At 45.9% G+C, this 14,595-nt stretch carries 11 protein-coding genes; 4 read left to right on the forward strand and 7 right to left on the reverse strand.

Going from position 1 to position 14,595, the window contains the following annotated elements:
• Window positions 1-8: 8 nt before the first annotated feature.
• On the reverse strand, window positions 9-284 hold the full coding sequence (locus IEW69_RS10180; protein WP_188626750.1) for a hypothetical protein: 276 nt from the start codon (window positions 282-284) through the stop codon (window positions 9-11).
• 33 nt (window positions 285-317) lie between these two features.
• On the reverse strand, window positions 318-2,207 hold the full coding sequence (locus tag IEW69_RS10185; RefSeq protein ID WP_229663588.1) for a glycoside hydrolase family 15 protein: 1,890 nt from the start codon (window positions 2,205-2,207) through the stop codon (window positions 318-320).
• 50 nt (window positions 2,208-2,257) lie between these two features.
• Between IEW69_RS10185 and IEW69_RS10190 the strand changes: the two genes are divergently transcribed.
• Complete coding sequence (locus tag IEW69_RS10190; RefSeq protein WP_188626751.1) at window positions 2,258-3,460, forward strand: multiheme c-type cytochrome; 1,203 nt, start codon at window positions 2,258-2,260, stop codon at window positions 3,458-3,460.
• A gap of 9 nt (window positions 3,461-3,469) precedes the next feature.
• On the opposite strand, the gene IEW69_RS10195 is transcribed toward IEW69_RS10190, so the two are convergent.
• Window positions 3,470-4,231: an oxygenase MpaB family protein gene (locus IEW69_RS10195; RefSeq protein WP_188626752.1), complete on the reverse strand. Its 762-nt coding sequence runs from the start codon at window positions 4,229-4,231 to the stop codon at window positions 3,470-3,472.
• A 112-nt stretch (window positions 4,232-4,343) separates the two neighbouring features.
• On the opposite strand from IEW69_RS10195, the gene IEW69_RS10200 reads away from it, so the two are divergent.
• Both IEW69_RS10200 and IEW69_RS10205 read left to right on the forward strand, forming a co-directional pair.
• Complete coding sequence (locus IEW69_RS10200) at window positions 4,344-5,069, forward strand: peptidase associated/transthyretin-like domain-containing protein (protein ID WP_188626753.1); 726 nt, start codon at window positions 4,344-4,346, stop codon at window positions 5,067-5,069.
• Window positions 5,070-5,194: 125 nt separating this feature from the next.
• Window positions 5,195-7,141 (forward strand): sialate O-acetylesterase, encoded by a 1,947-nt coding sequence (locus IEW69_RS10205; RefSeq protein ID WP_188626754.1) that lies wholly within the window; start codon window positions 5,195-5,197, stop codon window positions 7,139-7,141.
• Between the two features lie 57 nt (window positions 7,142-7,198).
• Here IEW69_RS10205 and IEW69_RS10210 read toward each other — a convergent pair whose 3' ends face one another.
• From IEW69_RS10210 to IEW69_RS10225, 4 genes are all read right to left on the reverse strand, one after another.
• Window positions 7,199-8,632, reverse strand: coding sequence for a TolC family protein (locus tag IEW69_RS10210; RefSeq protein ID WP_188626755.1), 1,434 nt, complete (start codon window positions 8,630-8,632; stop codon window positions 7,199-7,201).
• Entirely contained in the window at window positions 8,616-11,792 is a 3,177-nt protein-coding gene (locus IEW69_RS10215) for an efflux RND transporter permease subunit (RefSeq protein ID WP_188626756.1), read from the reverse strand. The genes IEW69_RS10210 and IEW69_RS10215 overlap by 17 nt, the downstream gene beginning before the upstream one ends.
• 24 nt (window positions 11,793-11,816) lie before the next feature.
• On the reverse strand, window positions 11,817-12,899 hold the full coding sequence (locus tag IEW69_RS10220) for an efflux RND transporter periplasmic adaptor subunit (RefSeq protein WP_188626757.1): 1,083 nt from the start codon (window positions 12,897-12,899) through the stop codon (window positions 11,817-11,819).
• A gap of 79 nt (window positions 12,900-12,978) precedes the next feature.
• On the reverse strand, window positions 12,979-13,356 hold the full coding sequence (locus IEW69_RS10225) for a hypothetical protein (protein WP_188626758.1): 378 nt from the start codon (window positions 13,354-13,356) through the stop codon (window positions 12,979-12,981).
• A 156-nt stretch (window positions 13,357-13,512) separates the two neighbouring features.
• On the opposite strand from IEW69_RS10225, the gene IEW69_RS10230 reads away from it, so the two are divergent.
• Entirely contained in the window at window positions 13,513-14,592 is a 1,080-nt protein-coding gene (locus tag IEW69_RS10230) for an acyltransferase family protein (RefSeq protein ID WP_188626759.1), read from the forward strand.
• The last annotated feature ends 3 nt before the right edge of the window (window positions 14,593-14,595 follow it).

The raw sequence follows: 14,595 nt of genomic DNA on the forward strand, positions 1-14,595 counted from the left end.
GTTCAGTTTTATAGTGAACTGATGTAGCTGCTGATTGCTAATCCTAATCGTTCCACAAGTTCCTCATCTACCAAACCATCGGTTTGGGCCCAGCATTCTGGTTCATCACAGGTTTTTTCAAGCGTACAAAGGTGCTCGTCACCGGACACAACAATGTAGGTGTCATTACAAGGAACCACAAGCAGGTTGTTGTGATCTCCAGTATCATAGAGGTCTACTTCGATGTGGAAAGCCTCTTCTGGCTGCGATTCAGCTTCAAATTCAAATTCATCCATTTCGTTCATATCTGCATAACATTTCTTCTTAAAAATGGTTGGCTATAGTCGGTCAAGTTGTTTATCCAGTTCAAGTGCAGCACTGATTAAAGCGAGATGCGTAAAAGCTTGCGGGAAATTACCGAGGTGTTCACCACGCTTTCCGATTTGCTCGCTAAATAAGCCGAGGTGATTGGCATAGCCTGTCATTTTCTCGAAGTATTCCAGTGCTTTGTCGGTTTCTTTGTTCTTTGCCAGCGCTTCGATGAACCAGAAAGAACACATGTTGAAAGTACCTTCTTTACCTTCCAGTCCGTCTTCATTGTGGTAGCGGTAAACCAGCACATCTGTACTGAGTTGTTCTTCTATGACCCGCATGGTCGATAGCCAACGGGGTTCGTCGGCAGTAATGAAGTGGGTAAGGGGCATCAACAAGGCAGAAGCGTCAACCACTTTCGCACCTTTATATTGTACCCATGCGCCAACTGCTTCATTCCAGAAGTTATCGTAAATGTCTTTGTAAATCTCGTCACGTACAGCTTTCCATTCTGGTGCAGGATAGGGGAATGAACGGTCTGTCGCAATTTTGATTGCTCGATCCATAGCTACCCAGCACATCAGCCTGCTATGTAAAAATTCCTTTTCTCCATTTCTAAACTCCCATATACCATGGTCAGGCATTTTCCAGTATTCAATCACACAATCTATGTGTTTCTGAATGGTGAGCCAAAGTTCATAATTGATCTTCGTATGGTTTTTATTATAAATATAGATCGTATCGATGAGTTCACCGTAAATATCCATTTGAAACTGGTCGCGAGCGGCATTGCCAATCCTTACAGCGCCACGCTGCATGTATCCCTCAAAATGTTCCAATTCGGTTTCCACTGCTGCTTTGTCGCCGTTTATGGCATACATAAGATGGAGCACGGGATCTGCGGACCGCTGCTGAATCCATTTCAGAAAGCCTGCGGCCTCTTCGGTAAATCCAAGGCGTAGGAAGGCGTACATCGTAAATGCGGCATCTCTGATCCAGGTAAAGCGATAATCCCAGTTCCGGTCGCCTTCCATACTTTCCGGGATACTGAAAGTTGGCGCGGCCACCATGGAGCCATATTCCTTTGACGTGAGTAGTTTAAGTGTTATTGCGGAACGCAGAACCAGATCCGTGTACCGGCCAGAGTATGTGGATTTACTAATCCACCTTTTCCAGTAGCGTACAGTCTCCTGATAGGAGGTGTTTTTATAGAACTCCAAATCGTGAAGAAGATCAGTTTCATCGCGTTTCACGGACTCGAGCACAAGCATTGCCTCTTCACCATGATTAAGCGTAACTTCTGCATAGCCATCCTTTTCGTTATACTGCAAGGGAAAATCAGCGAGCAGCCGCACCATTGCGTTGCCATCATTAACAGCAGAAAAGTTCAGTTCATTTGCATTTTTCTGTTCAGTTTTATGATCCGCTCTGGCGTAATCGAACCGAGGGGCGCATTTGATCTTGTAGGTCACCTTACCGCGGATAGTCTTAATCTTACGTACGATGGCACAATAACTTGCGTCATTGGGTCCGGTGATTGGCATGTAGTCGGTCAGCTCTGAAATACCATCATCCGAAAAGAAGCGCGTTAAAAGTATCGCGGTACCGGGAATGTACAACTGCTTGGTTCTGCTGAAGCTTAACTGCGGGGTGACGGAGAAAGTACCACCTTTTTCCTGGTCCAGTAATCTGGAGAATATCGTTGGTGAATCGAAGTCCGGAAAACACATGAAATCAATTGCGCCCTCCAGAGAGACAATTGCAACGGTCTTCATATTACCGATAATTCCGTAATCTTCAATGGGAAGGTAACCTCTTGTTTTATCCATACTTGAAAGGCTAACATCGTGTAAAAGGGAATTGTTTGGATGGAGTGGCGCATGTAGGTTCGCGTGTGCTGCACTTCTTGTTTTCATTTAAAATATGTGTATTTTCACCCAATAGAAATCTAACAACCAAATACTTCATGCGTCGTCGGCCTCTCGTGCTAATACTATTCATCTTATCCGCAGTGCTTATTGTGATTGTACAATGCACGCAGATTCAAAGCAAGGACGTAAGGGGTGAGGCCTATGCCGGAAGCGCAACATGCGTAAAATGTCACCAGGACATTAGCAGCAACTATGCCCACAACGCGCATTTTAAAACATCAAAAGATTTAATGGCAGATAGTGGTACTACTGCGCATGGCAGATACCTCGACAGCCTGAATTTGCCTGGTGATGAATTTGTCTTTAATCCGGGTACACGGGTGGGCATCGAAAAAAGAAATGGTTCGCTATACCAGGTGGCTTATGTAAATGGAAAGGAAGTAAAAGCGGAACGTACGGATATCATCTTCGGATCTGGGCATCGGGCCTATACTTTCGGGTTTTGGTATGGCAATCAGATGATGCAAATGCCATTAAATTACCTCACCAAAGAACACCAGTGGGTAAATAGTCCAGGTTTTCCCGACGATCAGATATACTTCGGCAGGCCGGTCATATCCAGATGCCTGGAATGCCATAGCTCATACATCGAGAAACAACCCCAGCCTGCAGATCAGTTGAATGTAGAGGAGCAATTTGTAAAAGGATCAATGATTTCAGGTATCGATTGTGAGCGATGCCACGGGCCGGCTGCAGACCATGTAAGCTTCCACCTGGATAATCCTGAAGAAAAAAGACCCTCGCACATGATCAAATACAAAGACCTGCCACTAAGCAGGCGCGTTGATATGTGCGGGTTATGTCATTCCGGTACGCAGGTGCAGGCAAATGGGTCGAAGTTCGGATTTGAACCAGGGGATACCCTATTATCGATCCCACAGTACAACACCTATAATGGTGGTAAACTTGATGTGCATGGCAACCAGATGCAACTGCTGAAAGAAAGTCCGTGTTTTATTATCGGGAAGGCGGACTGCATTTCTTGTCACGACATACATGAGAAGCAGCCTGCAAGCCTGGCCATATACGCCAATAAATGTATGAGTTGCCACCAGGCGGATAGCCACCCTAAGCTGCCGGGGAAAGAAGGCGCGTTGTTGAAGCAAAACTGTATTGATTGCCACATGCCGCAGCAGAATTCCACGGCCATAGGATTTCAGAAGAGTAACAGCAAAGAAAAAATACCTTATCAGGTAAGAACACACCGGATCGCGGTGTACAAAGACCTTGTACGATAAGTTGTAGGTTTACTTTCCGGCATCAAGATCCTGCACCTGAGCCTTGTATGCTTTTGGGAGCATGGTATTACGTAGTATCTGATCGAGTTTTACTATTCTGGTGAGCTTGTACAAGCCCAAAATGGGGAGCAGATAGGGGGTGCTTCCAAGCTCAAGCAGCTTGCGAACCGCTGCCGGCACGAGCATGACCTGTACTTGTTTTAAGACCATGTAGCGGAAAGGGCCAAGGTGTTTCCTGTACTGGCGATAAAGATCTACTGTAAATGTGCTTTTCAGGAGGTCCTGCTCTAAATGCGCCTGTCGCATGACTTGCCATTCTTTAAAATTTAAGGGCAGATCTTTAATGCCCATCCGTAAGCCCATTCGGTTAAAAACCTCAAATACATCTTCTTTTTCTTTGCGTGTTAGTTTTCGCTCCAGTAGCTCGAATGACCTGATGGAATAGTCGATCAGCATGAACAGCACATCCCGGTAAGACCAGTCTGGGATTTCTGCACCACGATTGGTTTCCACGGCTTTATGGATATGCGCAATCTTATCTATGACTTGTAAAGCAGCTTCGTTTTCGGAGAAGACAATACCTCTGGCATAAGAGACGGTGGAAAACAATCGCCCTAAAGGGTCAGCAGGGAGCCGGCCAGTATAGTATAGCCAATCTACCGCTTTGTTAAGTGCAAACTCCGCGGAGGAACCCGCGAAGATGAAGAGAATGGTATCGCCCTTTCCCCAGATTTGTCTTACAATGGAACCTTCGTCTACAAAATATTTCATGTTGTGCACTGTTCTTAAACCGATGATAAAGGAAGGCTTATTGTTGGCCTTCCAGGTTGTTAAAATATGTGAAATGACCTGCTCGGCCTTCTATTTCCAATATCTTTAAGATATGATAAAGGTTTTAACGCTTGTTATGGTGCTACTGTTTCTCTGGATCGGTGTTGATGCGCAAATGTTACCCGGTATTATCAAAGATAGATCTTCAAACATCAAACTGGAAGATGTCTCGGTATCGAACCAGAACACGGGTGCAAGTACCCAAACAAACAAGGAAGGGGCATTTAAAATTGCCGCATCGCTTAATCAGATCTTGATCTTTTACAAACCCGGTTATAAACCAGATACACTTTTGATTACAGATATGAAGCCCATGATTCGATATTTTATAATTGAAAACAAGCTCCTGAATACAGTCGAAATCAAGGGAGAGGCCTTTAACCCCGAGGTTCAATATGCTGACGTTTACAGAAAAGCCAAAGTGATCAGTGCTGACCAGAATAAGCCATTCACATTCTACCCTTCCAAATTCTTCAGCAAAGATCGCTTTGCAAGACGTTTTAAGAAGCGTCTTGAACAGGAGAAGCTGGAACGTAAGATTGATATCCGCTTCAATGATCGTGTTGTAAAGACGATGACACCTTTGACAGGCAAAGAACTTGACTGTTTTATGGTTCGATATCGCCCTACTTTGAAAGCCCTAAATAAACTTGACCAGGATGACCTCATGATTTACATCATGAACAGCTACAAGGCCTTTAAACTGCTACCGGCTTCAGAGCGGGTGCTTCCTTCGTTACAAGGTTCACAGCCTCTACCAGCTAATTTAGGCTTGTGATGCTTTTCGGGTCTCCTATGTTGGTGGCTTTTACTCCTTTGATTCCTTTTAGATTAACTATTTAGGTGGCTTTTACTTTTACGTATATTGAACGGCTACAACTTATTAAAGATTTAAATACCCCTATGACAGCAATAAATTATGTAACGCGCCATTTTTTGCTCCTGCTAGCCCTATCTGCTATTACGAGCTTTTCACAGGCGCAAATTCGCCTGCCGAAAGTTTTCGGTGACAACATGGTGCTACAGCGGCAACAACCCATTCCATTTTGGGGAAATGCTACTGCAGGGCAGCAGGTGACGGTAGAACTTGCAGGGAAGCGCTACACGACTCGGGCTGATGTGCATGGTAAGTGGAAGTTGAAGACGGATGCATTCAGTCATGGTGGACCATACCAGATTTCCGTTTACGAGGGTGGCAAAAAGCAGGAATCAATTCAGCTTAAGAACGTCATGATCGGAGATGTCTGGATTGCCTCCGGGCAGTCCAACATGGAGTGGCAGGTTTCCCAAAGCAAGGATGCGCAGAAAGAGATTCGGAACGCGCGTTACCCTAATATCAGGTTCTTCATTGTCCCGCATGCAAAACAGGTTCATCTACAGGATACCTTACCTGGTGGTTCATGGGTGTCAATGGATACTGCTGGCGTGAAAACAGCGTCTGCTGTAGCTTATTTTTTTGCACGTGACCTTCAGCGAGATCTAAACATTCCGATTGGCATAGTACAATCAACCTGGGGTGGCACACCCGTAGAAGCATGGACGAGCCGGACGAAACTCCTTAGCTCCGACATCACCAAAGATCGTGTACGTGTTAATGATACCATTACACCTGCACATTTTATAAAGGACAGCCTTGATCTTGTAAAGTTTTGGGACATCGTTTACAATCCCACAGAAAGCGTAGTTAATCAAGTCACGAAAGAGAAATACGATGATGCGAACTGGCCATCAGCGGTTATGCCCAAGACTTTGAAGGATATGAATATGGCCGGTTTCGAAGGCATTGTTTGGCTTAGAAAAGAGATCACGCTGGACGAGTCCATGTTAAAAAGCAAGGAACTGGAACTCGAACTGGGGAAGCCGGAGATGAACTATACCCTTTATGTAAATGGGGCCTTAATCGCCAAAACGGTTTGGAACGCCAACCTGAGTCACAAATATAAAATTCCTGCTGCTTTACTTAAGTCCGGGAAGAACACCATTGCACTACGTATGGCTTTCTTGTGGGGTGGTGGGGGCTTCAATCCATCGACGGAAGGTATGTACATTGGTGACGGACAACAGCGGATAACCCTCACTGGCGCATGGAAGTACCAGCAGAATTTAGAGGCGGCTATTCCCATGATCAGGAACTACCATCGTTATCCTGCGTATCTGTACAATGCGATGATCAATCCTCTTATACCTTATGGGGTAAAAGGTTTCATTTGGTATCAGGGAGAAGACAATGCAAGTGCGCCACTTGAATATCGAAGTTTATTTCCAATGCTCATCCAGGATTGGCGTAGCAGATGGCAGCAAGGAAATACCGCTTTTCTATATGTACAACTTGCCAATTATATGCAACGTAAGCAAATGCCATCTGAAAGCGATTGGGCGACCTTACGAGAAGCACAGACGATGACGCTGGCAGAACCGAATTCCGGTATGGCGGTGATTACGGATGTTGGAGAAGCGGATGACATTCACCCTAAAAACAAACAGGAGGTCGGCCGAAGGCTGGCACTACTGGCCAGGAAACAGGTTTATAAAGATCAAATCCAGGCGCATAGCCCGATGTACCACCATCACCAGATACAAGGTTCTGTGGTGACGATTACCTTTAAGGAAACTGGTACCGGATTGAAGACGCTGGATGGGGCTCCGGTAAAGGGGTTTGCACTTGCTGGCGCTGATGGCGTATTTCATTGGGCAACTGCAAAGATTGTGGGTGATAAAGTGATGGTTACATCTGAAAAGGTAGATGCTCCTAAGTTTGTTCGCTATGCATGGGCAGACAATCCGGAGGCAAATCTGGTGAACAGCGCCGGATTGCCGGCTGTATCTTTTAGAACGGATAACGCGAACTGATAAAAGCATTCACGAGGCCCTGAACATAAGATCAGGGCCTCGTGTACTATTGGTAACTTAGTTCCAACCACCGCCTAGGTATTTATACATATTGACGATCGCATTCAACTGGGCTTTTTTAGTTTCAATTAATTCCAACCTGGACTCTAACACGTCTCGTTGCGTCATCAAGACTTCTAAATAGTCGGCTCTTGCAGACCTGAATAGATCATTAGCAAGGTCGATAGACTTGGTGAGTGCTTCCACCTGTGTCGATTTAAGTTCACATCGCTTGCCCAAATTCTCGATCCCGGAAAGCTGATTGCTCACTTCCATGTAGGCATTTAAGACCGTACGCTCATAATTGAACATGGCCTGCAACTGACGGGCGTTCGCCGTTTTGAATTCCACTTTTATAGCGCTTCGGTTGATTAAAGGCGCCGCAAGATCGCCTGCCAGCCCATACAGGAGTGATTCTGGAAGTTTGAAGAGGTAAGATGGCTTGAAGGCCTGCAAGCCAAGGTTTGCCGAAACTGCGAGCGATGGATAGAATTCAGCTCGTGCTACTGCAACATCCAGTTTAGCGGCCTGGAGCTCAAGCTCAGACTGCCTGATGTCAGGCCGATTTACAAGTAGTTGCGCTGGAATACCGGATGCTACTACGCCGGACAGCGCATTTTGTAGACTAGCCTTGTTTCTGCGAATCGGTGTAGGATAGCGAGCTAAAAGGAAATTGATTCTGTTTTCAGTTTCGGTAATTTGCTGTAATAGATCATATTTGATATCCTGTGATTTAAGAACTTCTGCCCTGAATTTCTGGACAGCGAGTTCTGTCACCCTACTTGCTTGTTTTTGCACCTTTACAATTTCAAGTGCATCTTTTTGTATGGCAATATTCTGCTGCACAACATCTAGCTCATTGTCTAGGGCCACAAGCTCGAAGTAGGCATTAGCGACCTCGGCAACCAGATTACTAAGTACAAAGTTCTTTCCTTCTACACTCGAGAGGTACCGTGTTAAAGCTGCCTTCTTTGAATTACGCAACTTTTTCCAGAGATCAACTTCCCAGTTTGCTGAAATCGTAGCCGCGAAGTCAGCCAGGGGATCAGGCATTTCTTTCCCTGGCGTAATCTCCGTTGTTGCGTCACCTGCACCCTGGCTGGTGTATCTGCCCACTTTTTCCAGACCGGCGCCGAGCCTTGCCGCCACGGTGGGTAAACGGGCGGCTTGTCTCAGGCGCACATCATTTCTGGAAATGTCAATGTCCTGCAGGGTGATCTGCAGTTCCTGATTTCTGAGGAGTGCGGTATCGATTAAATTCGAGAGATCCTGATCGCCAAAAAATGTTCTCCAGTTTACCTGCGCCAGATTCGCCGTATCCGGATTATTGTGATAGGTACCAGGCACAACATTAGTGATCTTAGGTTCAAGGACCTGTGGTACCTTGCAACTTGCCAGCATAAAGCAGGCAAGCGATAGTGCTAATATTTTGCGATTAATATACTTCAACATGATGTTCAATTTCCTCAGTTAATGGATTCTCTTCTTCCTCCTCGATGAGGATGTGTTTTGCTGCTATAGTGCCAAAGATGTAGTACAATCCGGGAACGACAATTACGCCGAATATCGTCCCGAACAACATGCCGCCTGCAGCAGCGGTACCAATAGTCCGGTTACCAATTGCACCCGGCCCCGAAGCCAGTACAAGCGGAATTAAACCTGCTATAAATGCGAAGGAAGTCATCAGGATCGGACGGAACCTGACTGTAGCACCTTCCATGGCTGCCTTAAGTACGGAGTTGCCAGCACTGTGTTTTTGTACCGCAAACTCCACGATGAGCACTGCATTTTTTCCGAGCAGGCCAATAAGCATCACCATCGCCACCTGTGCGTAAATATTGTTTTCCAGACCAAGCAGCTTCAACAGGAGGAATGCACCAAAAATTCCGGCAGGTAAGGACAGTATTACGGCTAAGGGGAGGACGAAACTTTCAAACTGCGCAGCCAAAATCAGGTACACAAAACCAAGGCAGATCATGAAGATGTAAATAGCCTCGTTGCCCCGTGATACTTCATCCTTAGATATACCTGCCCAGTCAATACCAAAGCCGCGGGGCAGCGACTTTTGAGCAACTTCTTTAATGACGTCAATTGCAGCACCACTGCTGTAACCCGGCGCCGCGGTACCACTGATTTCTGCGGCATTATACATGTTGTGACGGGTAATTTCAGAAAGACCATAAACCTTTTCCATTTTCATGAAAGCAGAAAAAGGAACCATTTCGTCGTGATCATTCTTCACGTAAAGCTTCAGTATGTCCTCCGGAAGAGCGCGGTATTCTGGAGAAGCTTGCACCATTACTTTGTATTGCCGATCGTACTTGATAAAGTTGGTTTCGTAATTGCTGCCGACTAGTGTAGAAAGGGTGCTCATGGCATTCTCTATGGTCACGCCTTTTTGTTGGGCCAGTTCATTGTCTATTTTGAGCATGTATTGCGGAAAACTGGCGGAGTAGAAGGTGAACACAGCAGATAATTCAGGTCGTTTGTTGAGCTCGGCAACAAATTCTCGCGTTACGGTCTCCATCTTCTTATAATCCCCGCTACCGGCTTTATCCAGCACGCGAAGCTCAAATCCACCGGCAGCACCATAGCCTGGTACTGCGGGCGGCTGGAAAAATTCGATTGTAGCGCCATTGATCTCCTCAGAACGTTTCTCCAGTGTTTCTATCACATCATGCACGCTATTCTTTCGATCTTCCCAGCTCTTCAAATTGATCAAGCAGGTACCAGAATTGGCACCAGTACCTTCGGTTAGCACTTCATAACCGGCTAGGGAGGACACCGAAGCGACTCCTTCGATTCCCTCTGCAATGTGTTGCAGTTCCTCCGCCACCTGATTTGTTCTTTCAAGAGATGATCCAGGAGGGGTCTGAATGATGGCATAGAACATACCCTGGTCTTCATTCGGAATAAATCCGGAGGGTAGGCTGTTGTTCAGGAAGAAAATACCTACGCAGAATCCAATAAGCATAATGAAGGTAACCGCCCTGCGAGTGATGATGCTGGAGAGCACAGATTCGTACTTGCCGCTTAGACGGTTGAACCCCTTGTTGAAAGCACCTAAGCAGCGATCAACGGCCGACTTTTTCGTGGCTTTACCGTGCGTATTTTTTAGCATCATCGCACATAACGCAGGAGTAAGTGTAAGTGCAACAAGTCCGGAGATGATGATCGCCGTTGCCATGGTTATCGAAAATTGCCGGTAGAATATACCAACTGGCCCGGACATAAAAGCTACGGGCACGAACACAGCAGCCATCAAAAAGGTGATGGCGATGATGGCACCACTGATTTCATGCATGGCGAGTTTTGTTGCTTTTCGTGAGGAGAGGTGCTTTGTCTCCATGTTGGCATGAACGGCCTCAATGACAACGATCGCATCATCGACGACTACACCGATGGCGAGTACAAGCGCAAACAAGGTGATGAGGTTTAAGGTAATGCCGAAGAATTGCATGAACACGAATGTTCCAATTAAAGACACGGGCACGGCTATGGCCGGGATAAGCGTGGAGCGCCAGTCACCCAGGAACACGAACACGACTAAGCCGACCAGAATAAACGCTTCTACAAGCGTATGAATGACTTTATCAATGGATGCATCCAGGAATTTAGAAACATCATAACTAATTTCATAGTCAAGATCTTTCGGGAAAGAAGTTGCTTTAAGCTCTTCCATTTTGGATTTAATATCCTTGATAACCTGGTTAGCGTTGCTTCCATAGCTTTGCTTGACGGTTATGGCTGCAGAAGATTTTCCATTCAGGTTAGAGTAGATGTCGTACATCGCACTGCCGAACTCAATCGTGGCTACATCCTTTAACCTGAGGATTTCTCCGTCAGAGTTGGATCGCAAAATGATGTTCTCATAGCCATCCTTTGTGGTGTAGCGCCCAGGATACTTGAGCACATATTCAAATGCTTGCGACCGCTTCCCTGAGCTTTCACCCGTTTTGCCAGGAGATGCCTCCAGACTTTGTTCTTCGAGTGCTTTCATGACTTCGTCTGCAGAAATTTTGTAGGCAAGCATACGATCGGGTTTCAGCCAGATGCGCATGGCATATTCCCGGTTACCCAGAATATCAGCGACGCCCACGCCATCAACACGGCGGAGTTCAGAGAGCACATTTATGTCCGCAAAGTTGTAAAGGAACTTTTGATCGAGGTGTGGGTTTTTGCTGTACAGATTGATATACATCAGCATGTTGGACTCTTCGCGTGTAACTTTCACGCCTTCACGTACAACCAGCGGCGGGAGCTTGTTCACGACTGAAGCAACACGGTTTTGAACGATTACAGAAGCTTGATTGGGATCTGTTCCCAGGTTGAAAATCACCTGGATCGTACATTCGCCGTCATTGCCGGCATCGGATGCCATGTATTTCATACCTGGGACGCCATTTAGCGCCCGCTCTAGAGGAATGATTACCGATTTAATTAGCAATTCGTTATTGGCGCCAGGATATTCGGCAGTAATATTGACTTTTGGGGGTGAAATGGAAGGGAATTGCGTCACTGGTAAATGCGCGATTGCCAAAACACCCAGGAAAACGATGATCAATGATATGACAATCGAAAGGACTGGCCTTTGTATAAACTTGTTAAACATAAAGGGTCTGGTGGTTAAATGTGCCTACTCTGCTTTGAGTCTTAAGTGTGCTAAAACTTCGGCAGCGGGTTCGAACTTAGGTTTAACGTGCTCATCGTCTTTGACCTTCTGAACACCTTCAAGGAGAATCCGGTCGGTGGCCTTCAGACCACCACTAACGACATACAAGTCGGGCATTTCTCCGGAAACTGTAATCGCCTGTGATTTCAACACGTTATGCTTATCGACGAGAAACACAAAGATTTTGTCCTGAATCTCGTAAGTTGCTTTCTGGGGGATTACAACTGCCTGCTGAAGGGGTACGATCATTCTAATCTTACCCGTTTGTCCATTTCGGAGTACGCGTTCTGGATTTGAAAACCGCGCTCTGAATGCAATATTTCCCGTTTCCCGGTTAAACTCACTTTCTATCGTCTCCACATTTCCGGATTGCGGAAGTTCCTGGTTGTTTGCGAGCAGCAAACGAACCTGACGATTGGCTCTCCCTTTAACATTTAGGGTATAGTCCAGATATTCCGGCTCAGAGACGTTGAAGTAAGCGAACATCTGCGCGTTATCCGACAAACTTGTCAATAATTCGCCCTCGTCAATCAGGCTTCCAACCTTCTTAGGAATCCGGTCTATGGTTCCGTCAAAAGGTGCACGGATTTCGGTAAAGGAGAGGTGTAGTTTAGCCAGCGCTTTTTCCGCTTTTGCTTTCTCCAGATTTGCTTGCGCCATTGCCATCTCATTCTGAGAGACGATGTTCTTATCTGAGAGCAACTTGGTATTCTTGAGTTCGATTTCCGAGGCCCGGACTTCAGCCTCTGCTTTCAGGAGTTCTGCCTCATAGAACTTTGGCATAATCTTAAACAGAAGTTGGCCAGATTTAACAAACTGACCTTCATCGACATAAATGCTTTGCAGGAATCCTTTTTCCTGTGCTCGCAGCTCAATGTTTCTTGCAGATTGAATTTGCGTCACAGACTCCTTCGTAAGTATCGTGTCCATAATCAGGGGAGTGGTAACAGCGTATGTACCTACTTCTATTTTTTCTTGTTTTTTTGTTGTACATCCAGCATTGTACAACAGGGCCAGCAGCCCATATAGCATGATTGCTTTTTTCATGAAGTTTTAAAATTGTGCGTAATGGAAAATCGTACGGTATGTGTAATACATCCGCGATAGTCGTGGTGGCGCTACAATCTCAAATCCTTATGGAACGATATTTCAGGTATTTACAGGTACCTGCATAATTTGGGGAAAGGCAAAGTGGAAGCGAGCGTTGCGGGCTTCCAAACCGCAGGGCAAAAAAGATGCAGAAGGTAGACAGCAGGATGAAATCCAATGCTCCGAATAGGGAAGAGTCGGGATTATCATTACTATCATCTATGAAAACAATGTCGTGTGCAGCCGAGCGCAGATCGGAATTACTGGTGCGAACGCTGGCGTGTTTGTGCAAGTGTTCACCCTGCTGCGCTACCGCGATAAAAGGAATCTTATACAGCGTGCTTTTCTTGAAAGCACCATGTCCCCCATTGAAAAGTAGAAAAAGAGATAAGACTAGTGTGTATGCGGCATTCATTGATGCGCCAAAAGTAACTTTAAAGCCAATAGGGCCTTAGTCTTCCGTCCATTTTGACACTTCTATTATAATCGTTACAAAGTGCCGGGGCAGGGAAAACGGCCTCAATCGATCGATATGCCTATATTAGTTGGCAAAACACACTTATTAGACTAAATGACTACAGAAACAATTTCTACAACTAAACTTCAATCCAAGCATCATTTCTCAACGCTCGACGGACTCCGGGGTGTTGCAGCCATCGCAATCGTGGTTTTCCATTTCATGGAAATTGCATATTCAGATTTCACGAAAAACTTTATCGCCCACGGCTTTTTGGCAGTAGATTTCTTTTTCTGTTTGTCTGGGTTTGTTATGGCATATGCCTATGATGACCGGCTTCAAGGCATGGGGCTTATGGCCTTTTTTAAAGCCAGAATCATCAGGCTGCATCCACTTGTCGTGTTGGGTGGGGTACTTGGCTTACTGGCTTACTTGTTTGATCCTTTTGGTGTAGAACCAGGCATAAAACACGCGGGCAAGATCCTGACGTTATTCTTTACTGCTATATTCCTGATCCCTTATCCGGTAATGGAGGAGCGATTCTTTAATCTCTTCGGCTTAAATGCACCATCCTGGTCCTTATTCTGGGAATATGTGGCGAACATCGTTTATGCTTTAGTTCTCATTAGACTTAGGCGGAATGTTATCCTGGTTTTATGCTTGTTTGCTGCAGCCTGGTTGATGTATGTTGCACAGCATTCCGGATCATTGCTAGGGGGTTGGAACGGCGACAACTTTTGGGAAGGTGCCGCAAGAATCTCGTATTCTTTTCTAGCAGGGATGCTCATTTTTCGCTTCAACCTGATTATACGTTCTGGTCTCGGCTTCGCCGGAATGACAGCGTTACTGCTTCTGGCTTTCCTGGTACCTTTCGCCTGGGGTTGGAAGGCAGAATTGGTGATCGTGCTGCTGTATTTTCCACTGCTGATTGCCTTGGGTGCTGGAACAACAACTTCAGCTGCACTTAAAAAGCTTTGCAGCTTTTCAGCTGATATTTCCTATCCATTGTACATGACACACTATCCGGTGATGTGGATGTTCCTGTACTACTTTACCACTTATAAGCCAGACGTTACTACCGTAACTGCGATAATCATCGGTGGGGTGGTGGTGTTGGTATTGTTCGCCTATCTGGTCATGCGGTTCTACGACCTTCCGGTGAGAAGGTACCTGAGCAAGCGGTTCCGGAACTAAGGC

Source organism: Pedobacter quisquiliarum (assembly GCF_014642175.1).
Classification (GTDB): Bacteria; Bacteroidota; Bacteroidia; order Sphingobacteriales; family Sphingobacteriaceae; genus Pedobacter; species Pedobacter quisquiliarum.

Bases quoted from the DNA above. Each gene is read 5' to 3' on its own strand.
- IEW69_RS10180 (WP_188626750.1), bottom strand. From the start codon at position 284: ATGAACGAAATGGATGAATTTGAATTTGAAGCTGAATCGCAGCCAGAA.
- IEW69_RS10185 (WP_229663588.1), bottom strand. From the start codon at position 2,207: ATGAAAACAAGAAGTGCAGCACACGCGAACCTACATGCGCCACTCCAT.
- IEW69_RS10190 (WP_188626751.1), top strand. From the start codon at position 2,258: ATGCGTCGTCGGCCTCTCGTGCTAATACTATTCATCTTATCCGCAGTG.
- IEW69_RS10195 (WP_188626752.1), bottom strand. From the start codon at position 4,231: ATGAAATATTTTGTAGACGAAGGTTCCATTGTAAGACAAATCTGGGGA.
- IEW69_RS10200 (WP_188626753.1), top strand. From the start codon at position 4,344: ATGATAAAGGTTTTAACGCTTGTTATGGTGCTACTGTTTCTCTGGATC.
- IEW69_RS10205 (WP_188626754.1), top strand. From the start codon at position 5,195: ATGACAGCAATAAATTATGTAACGCGCCATTTTTTGCTCCTGCTAGCC.
- IEW69_RS10210 (WP_188626755.1), bottom strand. From the start codon at position 8,632: ATGTTGAAGTATATTAATCGCAAAATATTAGCACTATCGCTTGCCTGC.
- IEW69_RS10215 (WP_188626756.1), bottom strand. From the start codon at position 11,792: ATGTTTAACAAGTTTATACAAAGGCCAGTCCTTTCGATTGTCATATCA.
- IEW69_RS10220 (WP_188626757.1), bottom strand. From the start codon at position 12,899: ATGAAAAAAGCAATCATGCTATATGGGCTGCTGGCCCTGTTGTACAAT.
- IEW69_RS10225 (WP_188626758.1), bottom strand. From the start codon at position 13,356: ATGAATGCCGCATACACACTAGTCTTATCTCTTTTTCTACTTTTCAAT.
- IEW69_RS10230 (WP_188626759.1), top strand. From the start codon at position 13,513: ATGACTACAGAAACAATTTCTACAACTAAACTTCAATCCAAGCATCAT.